General features: G+C 38.6%; 20 protein-coding genes. 4 read left to right on the forward strand and 16 right to left on the reverse strand.

Annotated features, from left to right (window positions below):
* The first annotated feature begins 133 nt into the window (after window positions 1-133).
* Complete coding sequence (locus tag MED121_RS01520; protein ID WP_009831818.1) at window positions 134-1,024, forward strand: LysR substrate-binding domain-containing protein; 891 nt, start codon at window positions 134-136, stop codon at window positions 1,022-1,024.
* A 24-nt stretch (window positions 1,025-1,048) separates the two neighbouring features.
* Here MED121_RS01520 and MED121_RS01525 read toward each other — a convergent pair whose 3' ends face one another.
* The 6 genes from MED121_RS01525 to MED121_RS01545 form a co-directional block, all read right to left on the reverse strand.
* Window positions 1,049-1,354: a hypothetical protein gene (locus MED121_RS01525; protein ID WP_036178491.1), complete on the reverse strand. Its 306-nt coding sequence runs from the start codon at window positions 1,352-1,354 to the stop codon at window positions 1,049-1,051.
* An 81-nt stretch (window positions 1,355-1,435) separates the two neighbouring features.
* Window positions 1,436-1,666 (reverse strand): hypothetical protein, encoded by a 231-nt coding sequence (locus MED121_RS01530; RefSeq protein WP_009831820.1) that lies wholly within the window; start codon window positions 1,664-1,666, stop codon window positions 1,436-1,438.
* Window positions 1,663-1,785 carry a hypothetical protein gene (locus MED121_RS24700; protein WP_009831821.1) on the reverse strand — a complete coding sequence of 41 codons (123 nt, stop codon included), beginning with the start codon at window positions 1,783-1,785 and terminating at the stop codon, window positions 1,663-1,665. The genes MED121_RS01530 and MED121_RS24700 overlap by 4 nt, the downstream gene beginning before the upstream one ends.
* A gap of 188 nt (window positions 1,786-1,973) precedes the next feature.
* Window positions 1,974-2,354 (reverse strand): VOC family protein, encoded by a 381-nt coding sequence (locus MED121_RS01535; RefSeq protein WP_009831822.1) that lies wholly within the window; start codon window positions 2,352-2,354, stop codon window positions 1,974-1,976.
* Between the two features lie 68 nt (window positions 2,355-2,422).
* Entirely contained in the window at window positions 2,423-3,139 is a 717-nt protein-coding gene (locus tag MED121_RS01540) for an AraC family transcriptional regulator (RefSeq protein ID WP_207382763.1), read from the reverse strand.
* A gap of 523 nt (window positions 3,140-3,662) precedes the next feature.
* Window positions 3,663-4,313, reverse strand: coding sequence for a hypothetical protein (locus tag MED121_RS01545; RefSeq protein WP_009831824.1), 651 nt, complete (start codon window positions 4,311-4,313; stop codon window positions 3,663-3,665).
* A 724-nt stretch (window positions 4,314-5,037) separates the two neighbouring features.
* Between MED121_RS01545 and MED121_RS01550 the strand changes: the two genes are divergently transcribed.
* Both MED121_RS01550 and MED121_RS01555 read left to right on the forward strand, forming a co-directional pair.
* Entirely contained in the window at window positions 5,038-5,619 is a 582-nt protein-coding gene (locus MED121_RS01550; RefSeq protein WP_009831825.1) for a TetR/AcrR family transcriptional regulator, read from the forward strand.
* Window positions 5,620-5,693: 74 nt separating this feature from the next.
* Window positions 5,694-6,260: a hypothetical protein gene (locus MED121_RS01555; RefSeq protein ID WP_085987749.1), complete on the forward strand. Its 567-nt coding sequence runs from the start codon at window positions 5,694-5,696 to the stop codon at window positions 6,258-6,260.
* A gap of 130 nt (window positions 6,261-6,390) precedes the next feature.
* On the opposite strand, the gene MED121_RS01560 is transcribed toward MED121_RS01555, so the two are convergent.
* The 3 genes from MED121_RS01560 to MED121_RS01570 all read right to left on the reverse strand — a co-directional run bounded on the left by MED121_RS01560 (window position 6,391) and on the right by MED121_RS01570 (window position 9,572).
* Window positions 6,391-7,065 (reverse strand): HAD family phosphatase, encoded by a 675-nt coding sequence (locus MED121_RS01560; protein WP_009831827.1) that lies wholly within the window; start codon window positions 7,063-7,065, stop codon window positions 6,391-6,393.
* Window positions 7,066-7,327: 262 nt separating this feature from the next.
* The gene (locus MED121_RS01565; RefSeq protein ID WP_009831828.1) at window positions 7,328-8,677 is read right to left on the reverse strand and encodes a sphingomyelin phosphodiesterase; all 1,350 of its coding nucleotides are present in this window, start codon (window positions 8,675-8,677) and stop codon (window positions 7,328-7,330) included.
* A 610-nt stretch (window positions 8,678-9,287) separates the two neighbouring features.
* On the reverse strand, window positions 9,288-9,572 hold the full coding sequence (locus MED121_RS01570) for a MazG nucleotide pyrophosphohydrolase domain-containing protein (protein ID WP_009831829.1): 285 nt from the start codon (window positions 9,570-9,572) through the stop codon (window positions 9,288-9,290).
* 168 nt (window positions 9,573-9,740) lie between these two features.
* Between MED121_RS01570 and MED121_RS01575 the strand changes: the two genes are divergently transcribed.
* Window positions 9,741-10,895: an IS110 family transposase gene (locus MED121_RS01575; RefSeq protein ID WP_009831830.1), complete on the forward strand. Its 1,155-nt coding sequence runs from the start codon at window positions 9,741-9,743 to the stop codon at window positions 10,893-10,895.
* A 385-nt stretch (window positions 10,896-11,280) separates the two neighbouring features.
* Here the strand turns inward: MED121_RS01575 and MED121_RS01580 are convergent, their stop codons facing one another.
* The 7 genes from MED121_RS01580 to MED121_RS01610 form a co-directional block, all read right to left on the reverse strand.
* Complete coding sequence (locus tag MED121_RS01580) at window positions 11,281-12,219, reverse strand: hypothetical protein (RefSeq protein ID WP_116371547.1); 939 nt, start codon at window positions 12,217-12,219, stop codon at window positions 11,281-11,283.
* Between the two features lie 89 nt (window positions 12,220-12,308).
* Complete coding sequence (locus MED121_RS01585; RefSeq protein ID WP_207382764.1) at window positions 12,309-12,566, reverse strand: barstar family protein; 258 nt, start codon at window positions 12,564-12,566, stop codon at window positions 12,309-12,311.
* Between the two features lie 124 nt (window positions 12,567-12,690).
* On the reverse strand, window positions 12,691-13,413 hold the full coding sequence (locus tag MED121_RS01590; protein ID WP_009831833.1) for an FRG domain-containing protein: 723 nt from the start codon (window positions 13,411-13,413) through the stop codon (window positions 12,691-12,693).
* A gap of 337 nt (window positions 13,414-13,750) precedes the next feature.
* On the reverse strand, window positions 13,751-14,728 hold the full coding sequence (locus MED121_RS01595) for a transposase (RefSeq protein ID WP_009831834.1): 978 nt from the start codon (window positions 14,726-14,728) through the stop codon (window positions 13,751-13,753).
* Between the two features lie 194 nt (window positions 14,729-14,922).
* Window positions 14,923-15,378, reverse strand: coding sequence for a GNAT family N-acetyltransferase (locus MED121_RS01600; protein WP_009831835.1), 456 nt, complete (start codon window positions 15,376-15,378; stop codon window positions 14,923-14,925).
* Between the two features lie 255 nt (window positions 15,379-15,633).
* Window positions 15,634-16,056 (reverse strand): GFA family protein, encoded by a 423-nt coding sequence (locus tag MED121_RS01605; RefSeq protein WP_036178496.1) that lies wholly within the window; start codon window positions 16,054-16,056, stop codon window positions 15,634-15,636.
* A 155-nt stretch (window positions 16,057-16,211) separates the two neighbouring features.
* Window positions 16,212-16,559 (reverse strand): hypothetical protein, encoded by a 348-nt coding sequence (locus MED121_RS01610; RefSeq protein ID WP_009831837.1) that lies wholly within the window; start codon window positions 16,557-16,559, stop codon window positions 16,212-16,214.
* Between the last annotated feature and the right edge of the window lie 177 nt (window positions 16,560-16,736).

Raw genomic sequence — 16,736 nt, forward strand, 5'->3', positions numbered from 1 at the left:
ATAACAAAACATTCCGTACTTTCGATAAACCTATCTTCTTTATAATTAAAGCAATTTGCCAACGACATAAATCGACTTCTAATATAAGGAATGCTTATAATTCTCCATCAGTTAAATTCAAGGCTTATCCATTTTGTTTAAAAATATTAATTTATTGGTCACTTTTGAGTGCGCTGCTAGGCATAAAAGTTACAGCTTAGCCGCCGCAGAGTTGTGCATTTCTCAAGCCGCTGTCAGTCAACAAATGCGGCAATTAGAACAAGGGTTAGATACCAAATTATTTATCCGTAAAGGCAGGGAGATGTTACTGAGCCAACAGGGACAAATAGTGTTCGAATCAGCTCAAAAAGCTCTTGAGATCATCAACCAAGGGCTAAGCCAAATTCACCAAGAAGAGATTGCTGGCGAACTCACCATCAGCTCCACCCAAGCTTTCACCACGCTCTGGCTTATGCCCAGAATACAAAGTTTTAGCGAGCAACACCCTGAGATTAAAGTTCGCGTAGTATCCTCTTCAGACTTTGATGATTTAAAACAAGCACACATAGATTTAGCCATACGTTTTGGCACAGAAGTAGTAAAACAGACCCCTCGAAGCTTGGCATGTGAGTATTTTGGTGAAACAAAAGTGTATCCAATTTGTTCAGCCGCATTAGCCGACAAGCTTTCATTAATAGAAGCTAAAGACTTACTAAAGACTTGGTTGGTTACCCTAGAAAACCCTAGGGCTTATGATTGGCAAACTTGGTTCGATCACACAGAGACTACAGACTTAAGCGCACACACGAAGTGGACTCAAGTTGACAGCACGGATATGGCAATCAATGCCGTAGTAAACGGACACGGTGTCACTTTAGCTGTACCTTATTTATGCCAGCGACAACTTGATAATGGCGAGTTGGTCATCCCCATTCCTGTTTCACATCCAAACCCAGTGAAACGTTATATGGTTTATGACCCGAACTCACCAAGGTTAATGCGTTCAAACGTTTTTATGGCATGGTTAAAAAAAGAAATGTCTTAACATCATAAAAATAGATGTAAGAGACTAATAAACAGCGGAGCGAATCAAGTACCAGTTGCCTTCTTTTTCATAAATCCCTATTTCGATTACCGCATCTCGTTTTTCGTAGATGCCTTTCCAAACCGATCTAAAGACAGTTAATTCATCAATGCTTTGAGTACGAAGTGAGGTTAAAAATTCATAACCAAGATTCATCCCATTGTTTTGGTGCATGCACTCAATATCCTTATGAAACCGCTCTTGGCTAAAGCCTACGATGCGACCTTTCTCATAACGTTTAATATAAAGTTCAAAGTCTTTAGTATCATCGGCTTTTAGCATTTCTTTCAAGTAGGACTCTGCGATACTTAATGGTATTGAAACCTCTTTAATTTGCTCGGCTATTTTAATTCCTTGTAAATTTTATCCCTCTTATTTCAGAATAATTGATCCAAGCTGCTCAACGTCATAAGGTTTTCCATCAATACCGCATGAGCCTGTTCCTATCAACTTAACATTCTTACCAGACGCATACGCCGTTAAAACCATATTTAATGTTCTTTTGCCTACTTCTGAAGAGCCATCAAATACATAATTCCAAGTCGAACCATAACTTGCTGAACAAGTTGGCAAAGAGCTTGGTGCTGAGTTCACTTTAATCATGACTCTTTCACGTGCTCAGGGCCGCTTAGCACTTCAAAAATTTTTCCTTGCTCCACACGACTACCAGCGACTACATCTAAAGAAGCTAACATAATTAAAGCACTTATAAATTTTTTCATTTGTTTCCTTATAAAATATTTATCATATGTTTTATTTACTACATAATTAGGCACAATTAAAAACTAATATTTTTAATTAAACTAGCATATATAAGAATAAGATACCTTCCCTAACAAACGCCCAATAGGTTTAACACGCAAAACAGCGGAGCCATAGCAACCGCTGATTTTTGGCCTGATAATTATTATCACTGAAACGAGCTTAAACCAAATAAATTCCCTTCAGTGTCCATGCATACGCTGACAAAACCATACTTGCCAATAGACATTTTAGGGTTAATTACCTTTCCACCCGACTCTTCAACTCGAGACTCTTCCGCTGCACAGTCTTCAACACCAAAATATACCATTGTCCCTCCCGTAACAGGCCCAACTCCCTCTCTTTTTACTAATGCACCACCAGCCCCATAATGATCCATGTCGGTGACAAAAGCCTTCATAATCACAGAGGTATCTGAGGGATCAGAAATGGCTTCAAATTCTCGTTGTAGCACTGTGCCATAAAAAGTTTCTGCTCTGCTCATATCATTTACGTAAATATCAAACCAACCCACTGCATTTTGTTGCATGATGTTATCCTCAATGTGTTTAAGACATCATCATGTTAGTACCTGACGCCCAGTCAGTATTGTACAAATCAGACATCATACTTACGAAAGTAAGAGGTGGGAGAGTAACCCGTAATCTTTTTAAATGAGCGAATAAAATGGGATTGATCAGTATAAAGGTCAACATTATTTTCTTTTAATGACTGCTGCAAACGCATTACTTTTAGAAAATCATGAGGAGAAAAGCCGGTTGTTTCCTTCAAGATTCGTTGCAATTGACGAGGGGAAATATGAACAAGGTCAGCCATATCAGAAACGCGACTCACCCGATTCAAATTAGAGAGTATTTTTTGAACGATCTTGTTTTGTTCGACAATTTTTTGCTCAACTAAACTCATCACCAAATTCGAAAAGATAGGCAGCTTATCACTAAAACTCAACGCTTGAGTTTTAACATTGACATCAATAAGGGGGAGCTTACCTAAATATTTTGAACCAACAAAACTACCTTTTGTCTCGTCACAACGTCCTTGCCAAACCCCAGGAAAAAACTGAATGCCAGCATAATCAAAATTCTTACCAAGGTTTAATTCAGTGTAAGTGGTTTTTAATCCTGTAACACCAGCTATCTCTGTTTGTTTCTGATTAAATAAAAGATTAATACACGCATCAGGAATAGCATGAAGTGTAAAATCTTCATCCAATGTTGTTTCAGTTTTTATCTGCCAATAACTATGGACAATATGTTGTAGGGTTTGCGGAGGTTTAGACTCATGATAACTAACTGGGCCGATACTTTTTTCCATTCCATCTTTTATAGGGTCATACATATTTTCACGCGCACTAAAGCTAAGTTGATTATGAAAAATATAACACTTTCATCGATCATAGGCTCAGTTTGTTCATCTTTTCCACATTAGGGATGAGGTAAAAACCTTATTTATTTGGCTCTGTAACTACCATTATCAGGCGAATTTACAGTATATTTTTCCCAATTACAAACGCTGTTATAACCCTTCTGATTTTTGTTATATACAGCATCATATAATAGCCCTTCACCCGAAAACTCCTTTATATCTATAGAGTATATAATTCATATCGAAGAACATTTTTTATCAAGACATGCATTTTAAAAGATCAAACACAATATCATAAAAATAAGCCTCACTAATGTTAAAGAGCGGTCATACTGTTGAAGTTTTTTTATTTAAAATAAGAATTGCGAGGGTGATTTTTTTATTGATTGGAATTTAGAGAATAGCAGTGTTATTTATCTGTATTTAAATAGGGCACTAAGTGCCCTACCAATAGAAAGTAGAGTGATAAAAATTAAGTTAGTTTAGGAAACCTAACTAAGTTTGATTTGATCATGGTTCGAATACTTTGATCACGACGCTGATAAACGTAAACAAAGAACTCAACCGCAGCAAGCACAACAATGGTATAACCTAGTAGTTCAGTGCCTTCTTCCACCATATTTTTTACCACACGCATATAGGCATCATCCATTACAGCTTGCCACAGAGATCCTCTGCCCATAAGGCGAGAGAAAGCAATAATAATCACAATCCCAGCGGACATAAAACCAAAGCTTGCCGTCGTAGAGTAGTCTTTTACAGAATTGAATGCCTGACCAAATTTGCCTTTTAGTGATAACAAAACCGTTAAGATAATAGCCGTTACAATTAACTGCCACGCGCCATCAAATACATATTCATCCAGAAATGCATCCGCCTCTCGTACAAACATCATAGACATCAAAGCACCAAGTAAGATGCCAGCATAGCGGAACTTAGTGCTCAAATAAGCACTTAAGAAAAATATAATTGCACTGAAACCAGCAAACGCATCTTGAAGCGTTTCAGTCAGTGAGTCTTCAGAATACTGGGCATTCGGCCCTAACTCAAAGCCTTCAAGGGAGATGACTTGGGCAACCCCCACGATAAAAAAAAGATAAATGAATCCACGAAGCAAGAACATGTCTATTCCTTAAAAGTTTAAAAAGTCCATTTTTTGTCAATGTCAGCGCTCAGCATGAACTAACGAGTTCGATATATTCGAAAATGCAATACCTAAGACATACACAATTACCCTAGGGTTAATGCCCAAGAGGATGCATAGAATGCCTAATGTCAGAAATAAAAGAAAATAGAAGTGAAAAGCTAGGTATTACCACCACAGTAAACTCGTCGCTGTTATTATTAAATAAAAGCGCATTCTCTTAGTCATTTCAAATAACAAATCTCTATATGTCCTTGCTCAATTGCATCAGCAAGCACTCATCACTCGTATTGATATGCGTATTTAACGCAGTCCCTAACAAATATTTATTAACAAATTATTAAGGTCGCAATTCTAAAAGATAAAGTTTAAAGTTTCACCTCAAAAAAGCCACTTTCCTCAATTTTTGACGGATTTTTCAGAATAAGAACACTTTGTGAATTCATGTTCATTTTATCAAAAAAGAATCTAAGGCCAATTAGGGATTTACAGAGTTAAATAAAAAACCACTTTAAAAGAGATCAGTATTTAAATTAACGCGCCTCTCAATAAATCTAGTTGCTTTTATCTACATGCTGAGACGGGAGAACTTATTCGCAGCTTCCCTTGCTTAAAGGTACTTCCTTTCTAAAGATGTCACTTCATCTTTGAATAAACTTTTTATATGATAAAAAACATAAATAAGTAAAGAAAGGCCACCCCTATGCCCTACACAAAGGCACACAAAAATAAAACTCGCGAAAAAATTCTTGATAGCTCCTTTAGTCTATTTGCAAATAAAGGCTTTGAAGGCGTAACAATCGATGATTTGATGAGTAACTGCGGCCTTACCCGAGGCGCTTTTTATGCTCACTTTACAAGCAAAGCAGAACTTTACCGTGAAACATTAAAATTTAGAGCAAGCAAGACTAAAATTGCCAGCCCTAAGCCAGAGGGCACATCCAATAAGCAGTGGTTATCTTTATTGCTAGATAAATACCTAAGTTTGGAGCATGTTGAAGGAGAGCACGCTTTGTCTTGCCCGCTTGCTTTCTTAGCCACAGATATCAATATGCAGGATAAAACAATAAAAACAGCTTATGCCAACGTTTACAATGGCATGAATACCGCCGTTATGGAGCATGCGAGTAACTATTGTGACTGTGACGAACAAGATATTTTATCAGTCACAGCAATGATGATTGGTGCTGTTGCAATAGCTAGAACACTTCAGGATAAAGATTCAATTGAGAGATTACTCTCAGCTTGCAGACGAGAAGCAGGTGTAAAATTAGGTGGTATATAGCCGCAGCAATTAAAACGCTGACAATACTACTTTCAAACATAACCAACATCCCAACTAGAACCATGAGAAAAAGAATGACGAAAACGCTTTCCACAATTCTGATTGCTTTATTATCGCTTTCAGTAACAGCCAGCGAAAACGTTGATACTGAGCGAGACAAGGTTATTAATGAATTACAGGTAATGCTTGAAGCGGCAGATCGATACGAGCAAGATACAGGCAGTGTGCTTCCCATTACGTCTGATACGAATGTCAAGTATGGCTACCTTGCAATCGACTATCTCATTGAAGACCCTGGAACAAAGGATTGGAACGGCCCATACCTACCATACAATAACGATTGGTTTGGGTTTGAACAGTATCTGAGCCATCCTGATTATATTGCGGCACAATTGCTTGTAAAAGAGGAAACCGAATGGAGTAAAGGCAGCACACCTGAAGGCTGCAATGCAAACTCAACGTCGTGCAAGATCGCAGCCTGTATATGGAGCGTGCCTGAAAAAGTGGCCAAAAGCATTAATGAAAAAATTGATGGTGTTAGTAATCAAGCGGATGTCGACACAAAAGGGGTAGTGAGATACAACGGTGGACGCTTTGTATGGATAGTTTGCATGACAGGGAGTGAATACAAGTTACCTTAGCAACTTACATAGCTAATGAAAGTTATAGAGCTCATACATCAGCTTTATTAAGCGACCTTTTTAAAAGCTTTTGAGGGCTTCTTTGCTAGTGAGAAGCTCATAAAAAGTTAGAATGAATGTCTCGATAAAATCAGTTAATAAAATCAGGCAATACAACCTCTTTTAATTTTTGCAGCACATGGGACAACGAAGGATAAACTTCATGTCCAAGGGCGATAATCTCGTCTGAAGGCTTAACAAGATCAGGCACTTGGTACGTTTCCATATTTGCTGCGACCGCAGCCTTAGTTCCATTATTTGAATCTTCAAATGCAAGGCATCGAGAAGGCTCAACCGCTAATCGTTCTGCGGCTAATAGGTAAATTTCAGGGTCAGGTTTACCAGACTTAACTTCACAGCCAGTTGTGATGGTTGAAAAATAATGATCAAGTTTGGCTAAGCGAAGTTTGACCAAAGCAACCTCTTGATTAGAGGAAGTCGCAACGGCTAACGCAATATTATGATGTTTGAACCATTCAAGAAGCTCAACAACCCCCTCTTTAACAGGGATAGCTTGATGCATCACTATCGCCTTATAACGCTCTTTCCACTCACTATGTAAGGTAGGATAATCAAGCCCTGCCCCATAACCATCACGTAATATTTGCTCAATACCGGCTGCATTACAGCCAATAATAGATAAATAGACATCTTCTAGAAAAGGGACATTTTGTGCCGCACATGCTTGTTTAAACACCCTCATACATACTCGCTCGGTATCGAGCAGCAAACCGTCCATATCAAAAATAGCTGCGTCAAAATTCATTTTTATCTAGGTCTATTATCTAAAATTGAAGAGAAATTAAAGGCGCTATTCTCCCATAGAAAGCGTAATACGTCTTGTACGGATAAAAGTTTTAAAAGGACAATCGTGTAAAAGGCTATATATTAAGATGGGGGGGTCGATTAGAGTTACCGATTAGAATTCGTACTCAGGCTAATCGCTTAATAACCCCCACCCAAAATTAACGCCCTTTACTCCCAAATTTTCGCCCGACAGTTAGCCTACTGTGTGCTGCGAAGCTTTTTTAGAAAAGCATGTATTCAGGAGTCAATGGAAATGCAAAACGCCCTTCTACAGGATAGTGGTCAGACAAATCCCAGCTTTGCCAATGCTGGCTGTCGATACTACGCGGTGTCAGCATTTTATTTTCTGAAGCGTAAGGCGCAATATGGTCATTACTATATAAAACATAATCTAAGTATTCATTAAAGGCTTCATCAGCATAAATGTTAACTGGGCCAGCGTATGAATATGGATAAGCGCCAGTGGCTTCAGGCTCTGTAGCATTCAACAAGGCTAAAAAGTCTAAATGCTCTTGCGGATAGTTAATCTTATCCACATTAAAATCACCCGCCATAATCACAGGCTCTTGATATGGGATCTGCTTGCTTTCAATAAAGCGTTTCAACTGTGCCAATTGCTCAAAACGAACCGTGATATCTTGCTCACTGGCATACGCATGCGTGTGGGTCCCAAAGATATGAAACACATTACTGCCTTTTCTTATTTTCGCATAATTCATCCCCTTAGCAGCCAAACACCCATCTCCTCGACATGCGTCATAGACTACTGCGTCTTGGGCTTCGATAGGCCAGCGGCTCGCAATAAATGAACCTCCTGTCAAAATCTTACCCACTTGCCATGGGATCTGGGTCATATAGGGGTAAGTCTGCGCGACTTTTGCTCTGAATTTCGCCGTTAAAATGGGGTCGAACACTTCTTGAAAGACAACCACATCATAATGGGTCATATACTCAGCGATAGTGTCTAACCTATCACTCGTATTTTTAGAGGCAAGCGGCGGCAGTAATGCCCAGGTGTTGTAAGTCAGTACATTGAGTTCATTAGAATATTGAGACTTGTCTGATTGATTAAATTTCTCGTGGATCACATAGTGAATATCATCGCCTGAAACTCTGGCTGAAGAAGATTTAAATGCCAAAACTTGTTGCTGATCAACTAAAGACACACGATGAATGTCGCGATCATAGTGCCATGGATCATCCTGACCACTGAGCCACATTTTGCTAAATGTCTGGGTGCCGAGCAATTTTTGCTTTAAATAAACTGGCTGTGACGCACCATTAACAGCTGTTGTAAAAATATATTCTTTTCCCCATTTAATGCCTTGGTCACGATTAAAACGCAGAAACTTAACCGTGCCTAATGGTGGCACTTCAGCAGCTAATTGCTGCCACTGATCCCCATGACGAATATTGTCATGTCCCGTTTGCTGAGTACTGAGCGTCAAGGTTTCCATGGTATTGTTAGTTAAATAGACGTAGCTTTCTGCCAACGCTTGGCCCGATAGTAAGCTTGATAAAACACCGACAATGACTAAACCGATCGCTCGGCATTGCTTAAGTCTGATCATTCACTGATTCCTTTCTTTTAATTGTTTGATTTGAATGTTCTGCTGTAACTCACTCATACCATAGGCCGTTACTTTATAAACCCTAACGCCATGATAAGGCACAGCACGTGAGTACAGAGTCACACCATTAAAGCTAAATCATGTGTATTACCTGGATATGACACCTTGTATAATTTATACAATTAGCAACATAGGTGTAATCAGAAAAATTAGGTCGTGTTAACCTAGAAAGTGCGAATTAAAAATTATAGGTGGTGCACTTCTATTTAGAGCACAGATGATGCTTTTATTTAGGTAGGATCAATTATTTGCTTCTTCAGTGCCAACTTGCAGCACCAAGTGCGTGTGCTCCTATAAAAAGCACGCGCCTTTTAATAGAAAATACAACGAGAAACGCAGTGATAATAAGCACTTATCTAAAAAAGAACAGAAGACGAATAAGGTATTTGCGCTTACCTAAAAAAGCTAAAAGAGAGCATTTTAGATTCCTCATTCTTGAGTGAATCAAATAAAGCTAGATAGTGAATGGAATTAGATCAAATTGGAGTGGCTATGCTGTTAGTATTCTGACGCGAGCAAATGAGCTAGGCTTAGCTACCTAGCTTCTGAACTATCCACCGAACTTAACCTTGTTTAACTCGTCTTTGAGAAAATGAGTTTTCTCTAGGTCAACGCCATGCATGTTTGCTAAAGCACATACATAATAGAGAACATCATACAGCTCTTCCGCAATGCTTCCCTTAAGCTCTGAAATTTCCGGTTGTCCTGTTTTGTCTTTATTAATTGATTCAGAAAGCTCACCGACTTCCTCGATCAATTTGAGAAAATACTTGTGGGCTAACTGTGGGTTGTGATCAACCGTTTTAATATAGCTTTGTAATTCTGATAACTTCATAAAATCCCTATTATTGGAATGGGTGTCTCATTAGTATTTTCCAATTACATAGAAAATCTAGACATAATGACTCCCCACTCGTTGAGGAGCTAGCCTCCAACATCGTGGGTTAGTTTTAAAAACCAGAGCCATAATATATTCGTCAGAAATATAAAACTGGAGACTAGCATGGCTAAGCATAACATCGTTTTTATTGGGTTGGACACACACAAATCGTTTATTGAAGTCGCTTATATCGAAGATGTGCGGGGTGTCAAACCAATTCATCTTGGAAAAAATCCATCCACTAAACAATCAGTTAAAAAGCTGGTCAGGCAGTTTGAGTCAAAATACCCTGATGCAACATTACACTTCGTTTATGAAGCAGGTCCTTGCGGTTATTGGATCTACCGCTTGATCACATCGCTTGGCCATTGTTGCTATGTGATCGCCCCTTCGCTTATTCCTAAGAAGCCTGGCGATAGAATTAAAACAGACAAACGGGATGCAATGAATCTGGCTAAGTTACTCAAATCAGAAGATCTCACGGCAATCTACGTGCCCGAACCTGAAGATGAAGCTGTACGCGACTTATCCCGCGCCAGAGAAACAGCAATGAAAGATCTTAAAGACGGTAAATATCAGCTCAAAGCCTTGCTACTACGTAATAATGTCACTGCAAAAGTAAAAGACAATTGGTCGAAACAACATTTACGCTGGTTAACCGAATTGATCTTGCCGTACCCTGCTCAACAGATTGTTTTGCAGGAATACATACAAGCCATTACTGAGCGTATGAACCGATTAAAACGGCTTGATAATGAGCTAGAGCATCATGTTAAAAACTGGCGCTATTACCCTGTGGTAAAAGCGATCCAAGCGATGCGCGGTGTACGTTTACTTGTCGCAACTGGCCTTGTTGCAGAACTAGGGGATCTAACTCGTTTCGATCACCCAAGAAAGCTCATGAGTTATCTTGGGCTTGTGCCTAGTGAACACAGTAGTGGTGGCAAGCGCAGCATAGGTGCAATCACCAAGTGCGGTAACAGTCGCGCAAGGCGATTGCTGGTTGAAGGTGCGCATACTTATCGCTACGCAGCGAACATATCAACAGAACTGCAGCTACGACAAGAAGATCTAGGAAAAACCATTGTCGACATTGCTTGGAAAGCACAGCTTAGGTTGTGCCGTCGCTATCAAACCATGTTGCGCCGAGGCAAACATTACAATGTGATTGTCACAGCTATAGCACGGGAAATGATTGCATACATCTGGGCAATATCGCGTGAAATAGTGCTGACACCAGTTGAACCGAAATTACGGTTATCGAGAGTGCCTGCATGATAAAAGTTGTTGAGTTAGCGTATGGGATCAAGCATCGGGTGTGGCACAACCACCGACGGCGTTAGGATGGCAGTTGATGAAAATTAACTGATCCACGAACATAGACTGAAGACAGGTGCCACGACGAAAAAAGTAAGGTAGGCGCTGCTTGCAAAAACAAGTAATCCACGAATATCAGCATGATAACCGACGAATATACTTGCTTCATTCTGTACGTTAACTCACTTTATTTAAAGAAAGTGAATTTATGGCTATTTTTTTAGCAAGGATCTCTGCGTTTTGCTTGACGTGGGGAGTCATACCAACGCCTAGCTAAGAGGCGTAAAGTGCTTGGCTATAATTAGCGACGAAGGAGCGCAAGCCAAGCGTTTTACGTCCTTTTGAGCTACTTGTTAGAACCCGATTTCTCCGCGATAGCCATTTTCCCACCTTTGAATTGGATATTTGTACCTGATACACCTTTAAGAACCATCTCATAGGGGTGGTCTATTTTCTTCTCCCTTTCAGAATGGTTTGTCATTAGCATACGGATAAATTCTATATCGTGCTCTGTTAATGAACCTGACTGCTTAGAGTTTTCAACGTACTCCATTGCGGAGTTTTGTTTTTTAAGGTCTTCTTTTATAGCAAGAAGAACTGACGTTCTCGAATTTGAAGCGCGGAAGATATAAATAATAAAACCAGCAAGGCTGACATAAAGACCTGACAACGAAATAGCACCATATTGAGAAATATCAGCTCCTTTTAGTAGATATAATGTAATCAATCCAAAGTTAACAATTACAAATAGGTTGATCATTACACTTTTCAACAAGCCAGCACTTCTCCTCTCTTGTTCTACAGTATGATAAAGTTCTTTTTCTACAGATTCTCTTCTATGAATGAGGTGGTTTTCTCGTTTTGATGCAGCAAAGTCTTCATCTGACTTTGAAGACAGAAAGTTATCAATTCGCTCGTTAACACGATTTTCCAATTGTTCAAACAACTGCTTTTCGATAACACCAGTATCTTTCAACTGCTCATTTGCCATTCTTTCAAGATTTTCCGATAAATACACGGAAACTTCCTGATCTATGAGCTTAGATGCATTTTTCAGGAGGTCACTGGATAGTTCTTTTCTAAGTTTTACTACCTCTTTTTCAAGTATCCTTAGTCGATCTCTATCTTCAATATCCCTTCCTGAATCTTCAGAATAGAATAGCTTTCTTCTCTCAAGTATCCTGAACATAGGTAAAGCAACAAGAACACTAATGACGCCCGTTAATACTCCTATAAATATTTCTTTATTCCCATTAAATAGGACATCTAAAATGCCACTTTCCATTAAATACTCCATTGCTTTGAAAGGGTTCTAACGCTCATGCTAAGCAGCGCAGTTTACTGCGTCCTAAGCTTGAGCGCATTGTTATAGGGCTATTCCCAATAAACAGCGCAGTTAATATCTGGGCGCTCTTCTGCCAATTCATTGAAGCAGTTTTTAAGCTGTTCATATGAAGATGGGAGCCGATCTTTTAAAGCAGAAGAACCTGTAAAAATAATCTTTTCAGGCAAAGACACTAAATCAGAAATTGAATCCCAGAAAGCATCCCAATTTTGGCCATAGAAACTAGGAAAGGATAGGCATCTGGCCAATAGCTCATGAAGCTCCCGTTCAGTTGTAATCTTACTCAAATCTATATTCATATAGTTTTTGCGCTATAACGCTTTGCTAAGCGGCAACAAAATAGCTGGCTAAAATTAGCGAGGAACGAGAAAAAGCCAGCTGTTTTTTGTCCGTTTAAGCAACTTGTTAGAATTACAGGCCAGCTAATACTCTAACTTGAGCTGACATAGCATTTCCTGATATCCCTGGGTATATTCTTGAGAAGTTGATCCCCATTGAGTCTAAGTCAGCTAATGCGTTAACTGCATTATGCGCTGGTATTACATATTTGATTAATTCACCATCATTTGGATAACTCGCAACGTATTCCTCAATCGAAGATTGTGGAGTTCGCAGGTAGGTAAATTTTCCATGTTGATTTTTTATGCGTTCGTTGCCAAAAGATGGAACATTTACTATCTCACAACCAAATTCCGAGTTCCAAATAGGATCTTCAGTTTTTATAACCCAAATTGCAATTTTATCTCCAGAGTTTTCTGTAGCACGTATGTGGCTACTAAAAGCAAAGAAAGCAGAAACATATGGGCTTTCACTCCAATCTAAAAGCCTAGTAGGGAGTCCATGATGTTGACCAAGGCTTAACATTAAAATTTCACTATTTCTCACTTCATCAGTAAGATCTTCCAATTCACATTCTTTTATGAATTGGTTAAGAAGGCTTTTCGCTGTGTTCACTTTATTTTTAAGCTCACCATGATACCAGCGGTCAAAAGAAGGGCTTAATGACCAATTTTCACCTCCTTGTCCTCGGAACAAAAACTTTCCTTTTTTAAAACGTCCGTTGTCATAAAGATCATCGACTATCTTTGACTTAAAGTCCGTCCAATCATCACATTCAATTGTTTTTATCGTCATCGATTATACTTCCAGTATGTAGGTAATTCTAACATTTTAATAATGCGCACGCTCGGTTTGTCCGATTTATCCACCGCACCCAAAACGTCACATCTACTTAATTAATTTAACAGTTTTAATAAGACATCCATTTTAAAAGAGATCAAAAACAACTTCATCTGAATGAAACTCACTTTTCCATTTTTTTGTATTTTATTTATCAGAAGGAAGAAAAACCTGTAAATCGAAGCTCAATTACAAAGAATTATCAGTGAATTTCAAACTGAAGCCACGAGTAACCCTCGCGTTAACGATATTAAGGTTTAATTAAAATAGAACTGAATTTAGTGAGCTAAACCTAAGAAAGAAGTCGCTTACAAGCACCTAATCCAGATCGCCGTTGCAACTGCGTATGTTCACAATACTCAGCTAAGTAAGCTTCTGAACCAACTGCTGCTTTAAAGTGTTTCTCAAACCCCGTTGTGACTTCTAACCATTGCTCAGATGTGAGATTAATTCGTTGAAGAATAGGAGCTAGAGAAACATCAATACTCCCCCTTTTGTCCTCTCTCATGATCCTGCCTGTGAGATCGATTAATTCAAGGTAATCTATGAGTTTAAAAGGTAACCCTTCTGGTTGATCTTCTCTTTCATAGCCAATAAAGGGAAATAAAGTTTTTGGTTGAGTTTGATTCGCTTTGGCCACTTCGATACGCGTTTTGATACTCGTATGCTTTGAGGTTTCTGGTGTTACTTCCATCTTGGCGCGAACAGGGTTTAAGTCGACGTATGCCATGCATGACACAAGTGCTGCCTCGTCCAATAACGCTTGTGACTTAAACCTGCCCTCCCAAAATCGGCCTGTACATTTGTCTTCATTGTTGGCCATACGAGCAATTGGCTCATTCAGCTCTCTCATAAACCAGCTGATGTCACAAAGGCGTTCACGGTATTTTTCACAGCTTTCATAAACAGAGGCTAATTCGAAATCAGCCAAACCCTTGTTTTCTAAATATTTTTCGGTGAATTGCGTGCCTTTATGCAAACGATGCCAACGCTCAACTACCTGCCTGATAGACCAGTTATTCGCTTTCTCAGTATTGACATGAAGAACTAAATGGGTGTGATTGCTCATAACGGCATAGGCACAGATATCTATCGCAAAAATAGCAGTAAGAGAGAGGATTTTATCTTCTATCCAGCCTCGCCTGTGCTCATAACTTTGACCAGTTACCTCATCGGTACCACACAGAAAAGCACGTCTCACGCAGCGGGAAACACAGTGATAATAAGTGGTGTCTTGCAAACTTATTAGAGTCTTACGTGGTTTAGGCATATTAGATTCCTCATCCTTGAGTGAATTCAATAAAACTAGACCATGAATGGAATTAGATCAAATTGTTAAGGGTGTCCTGTTAGTACTGTATTAGAGTCTTACGTGGTTTAGGCATATTAGATTCCTCATCCTTGAGTGAATTCAATAAAACTAGACCATGAATGGAATTAGATCAAATTGTTAAGGGTGTCCTGTTAGTACTGTGTGACTAGAACTTTTGATAAGCATATTGAACGTGATACACCCACATATTTTCCATACGCTGTTGATTCTAAGTAAGCGTGGCGTTGATAGAAAGCCACCGCTTTTAAGTTAATCCTACGTGTCGATAGGACTGCTTTCCTATAACCGTTTTCTACTGCGTAGAGCTCAAGCTGTTTTAACAAATAGGAACCGGCGCCAGATTTATTAGAGTACATTCGCTTAAGCTCGCAAACTTCGAATTCGTGGTATCGAAATACGCCGCAAGCTACTGCAATATTAGCTTGATATACAACTAAGCATCCATCTTTCAATGAATCGAAATCATCAGATACAAACGAGCTTTCACCAGAGTCACTCGTTATATTTCGGAGCGATGAATTCAATTCGGCTACAAGAGTCTGAAAATCAATGTTACTTGGTTCTACTTTCTTATGTTCAAATTTCATATTAGTCACATAACATTTTAATAATGCGCACGCTCAATTTGTCCGATTTATCCACCGGAAATTAAATGGACAGCCATGTTAAAACTTGTGATCAACCATTTTAATATAGCTTTGTAACTCTGATAACTTCATAAAATCCCTCTTATTGGAATGGGTGTCTCATTAGTATTTTCCAATTACATAGAAAATCTAACGCCTTGCTTAGAGGCGATAAATTGTTGGCTACAATTGCGAGAAACGAAACTATCCAACTGTTTAGTGTCCGTTTGAATGGCTTATTATGTGGTGCAGCTCAGGCACACCATCATATTGCTTTCCTTTATCCGAGATTTCGTCCCAACTTGCTTTTGATGATACGCATAAATGATTACTTATCTCTAACCCTAAGGCATTATCTAAAAGACCTGCGGGAACCCAGAACTCAATATTGCGATACATATTTGGTACTGTAGAGCCGCAAGATGCACAAAAATCAACTCGATAACCTGTTGGTTTCTGATAAGTTTTAATATCACTAGTTCCTGATAGCCAGTTAAAATTTTCTTTAGGAATAATAAACGCAGTATTTGATGTGGATGACGTAACCTTACGACACATAGAACAATGACATTGATAAAGTTTTGGCATTACCCCATTAACTTCGAATTTAACATTTTCACAGAAACAACTACCAATCATTAATGAACCCTATTAATCATATAACGCCTTGCTAATGGACAGCTTAAAAAAATCATAAAAACATCCATCTTAATGATGAATAAAAGAAGGTCAAATTGGAGAGGCTTTCCTGATAATAATACTATGTAAAAACAACCTTCAATATGACAACTCACTTACCTCTTTAAACCTACAGAATAAATCCTACAAAAATCTAAAGCACTAGCAAAATTAGGTTGGTGATTAGCTTCGTAATGTATAACGACTTCCTTTTCTGCTGCTAATGCAGTTAAAAGTAAAGATAATGCCGTTTCAGAATCACCCGATTTTTCAAGGTAGAAACCACTGCTACTACCAGGGCACTCAACATCAAAATTAACTTGTATATCTAGACCTTTATGCTCTTCTATTGTGTAGTTACGTATATAGCTTACTTTAGACGTAACCTGCGAAACGCTTCCCGCAAGCGATAAACTAGGAATAAAAATAAAACTTAAAAATAATACGGTTATTGATTTTACCATTTAATACTACACCATTTTTATATGAATTTAATTGATACAAAGATTACTAAAACAGGCATTTTAGATTATCAAGACAAGCTTTTTAAAAGAAATCGGCGTAAAAATATTAACTCGGAGTGACTGTCCTAATAAAACTAAACTTAGTCCTGATAAAACTTTTGGAGCGGTTTTTGATGT

This window comes from Marinomonas sp. MED121 (genome assembly GCF_000153025.1).
Taxonomy (GTDB): domain Bacteria; phylum Pseudomonadota; class Gammaproteobacteria; order Pseudomonadales; family Marinomonadaceae; genus Marinomonas.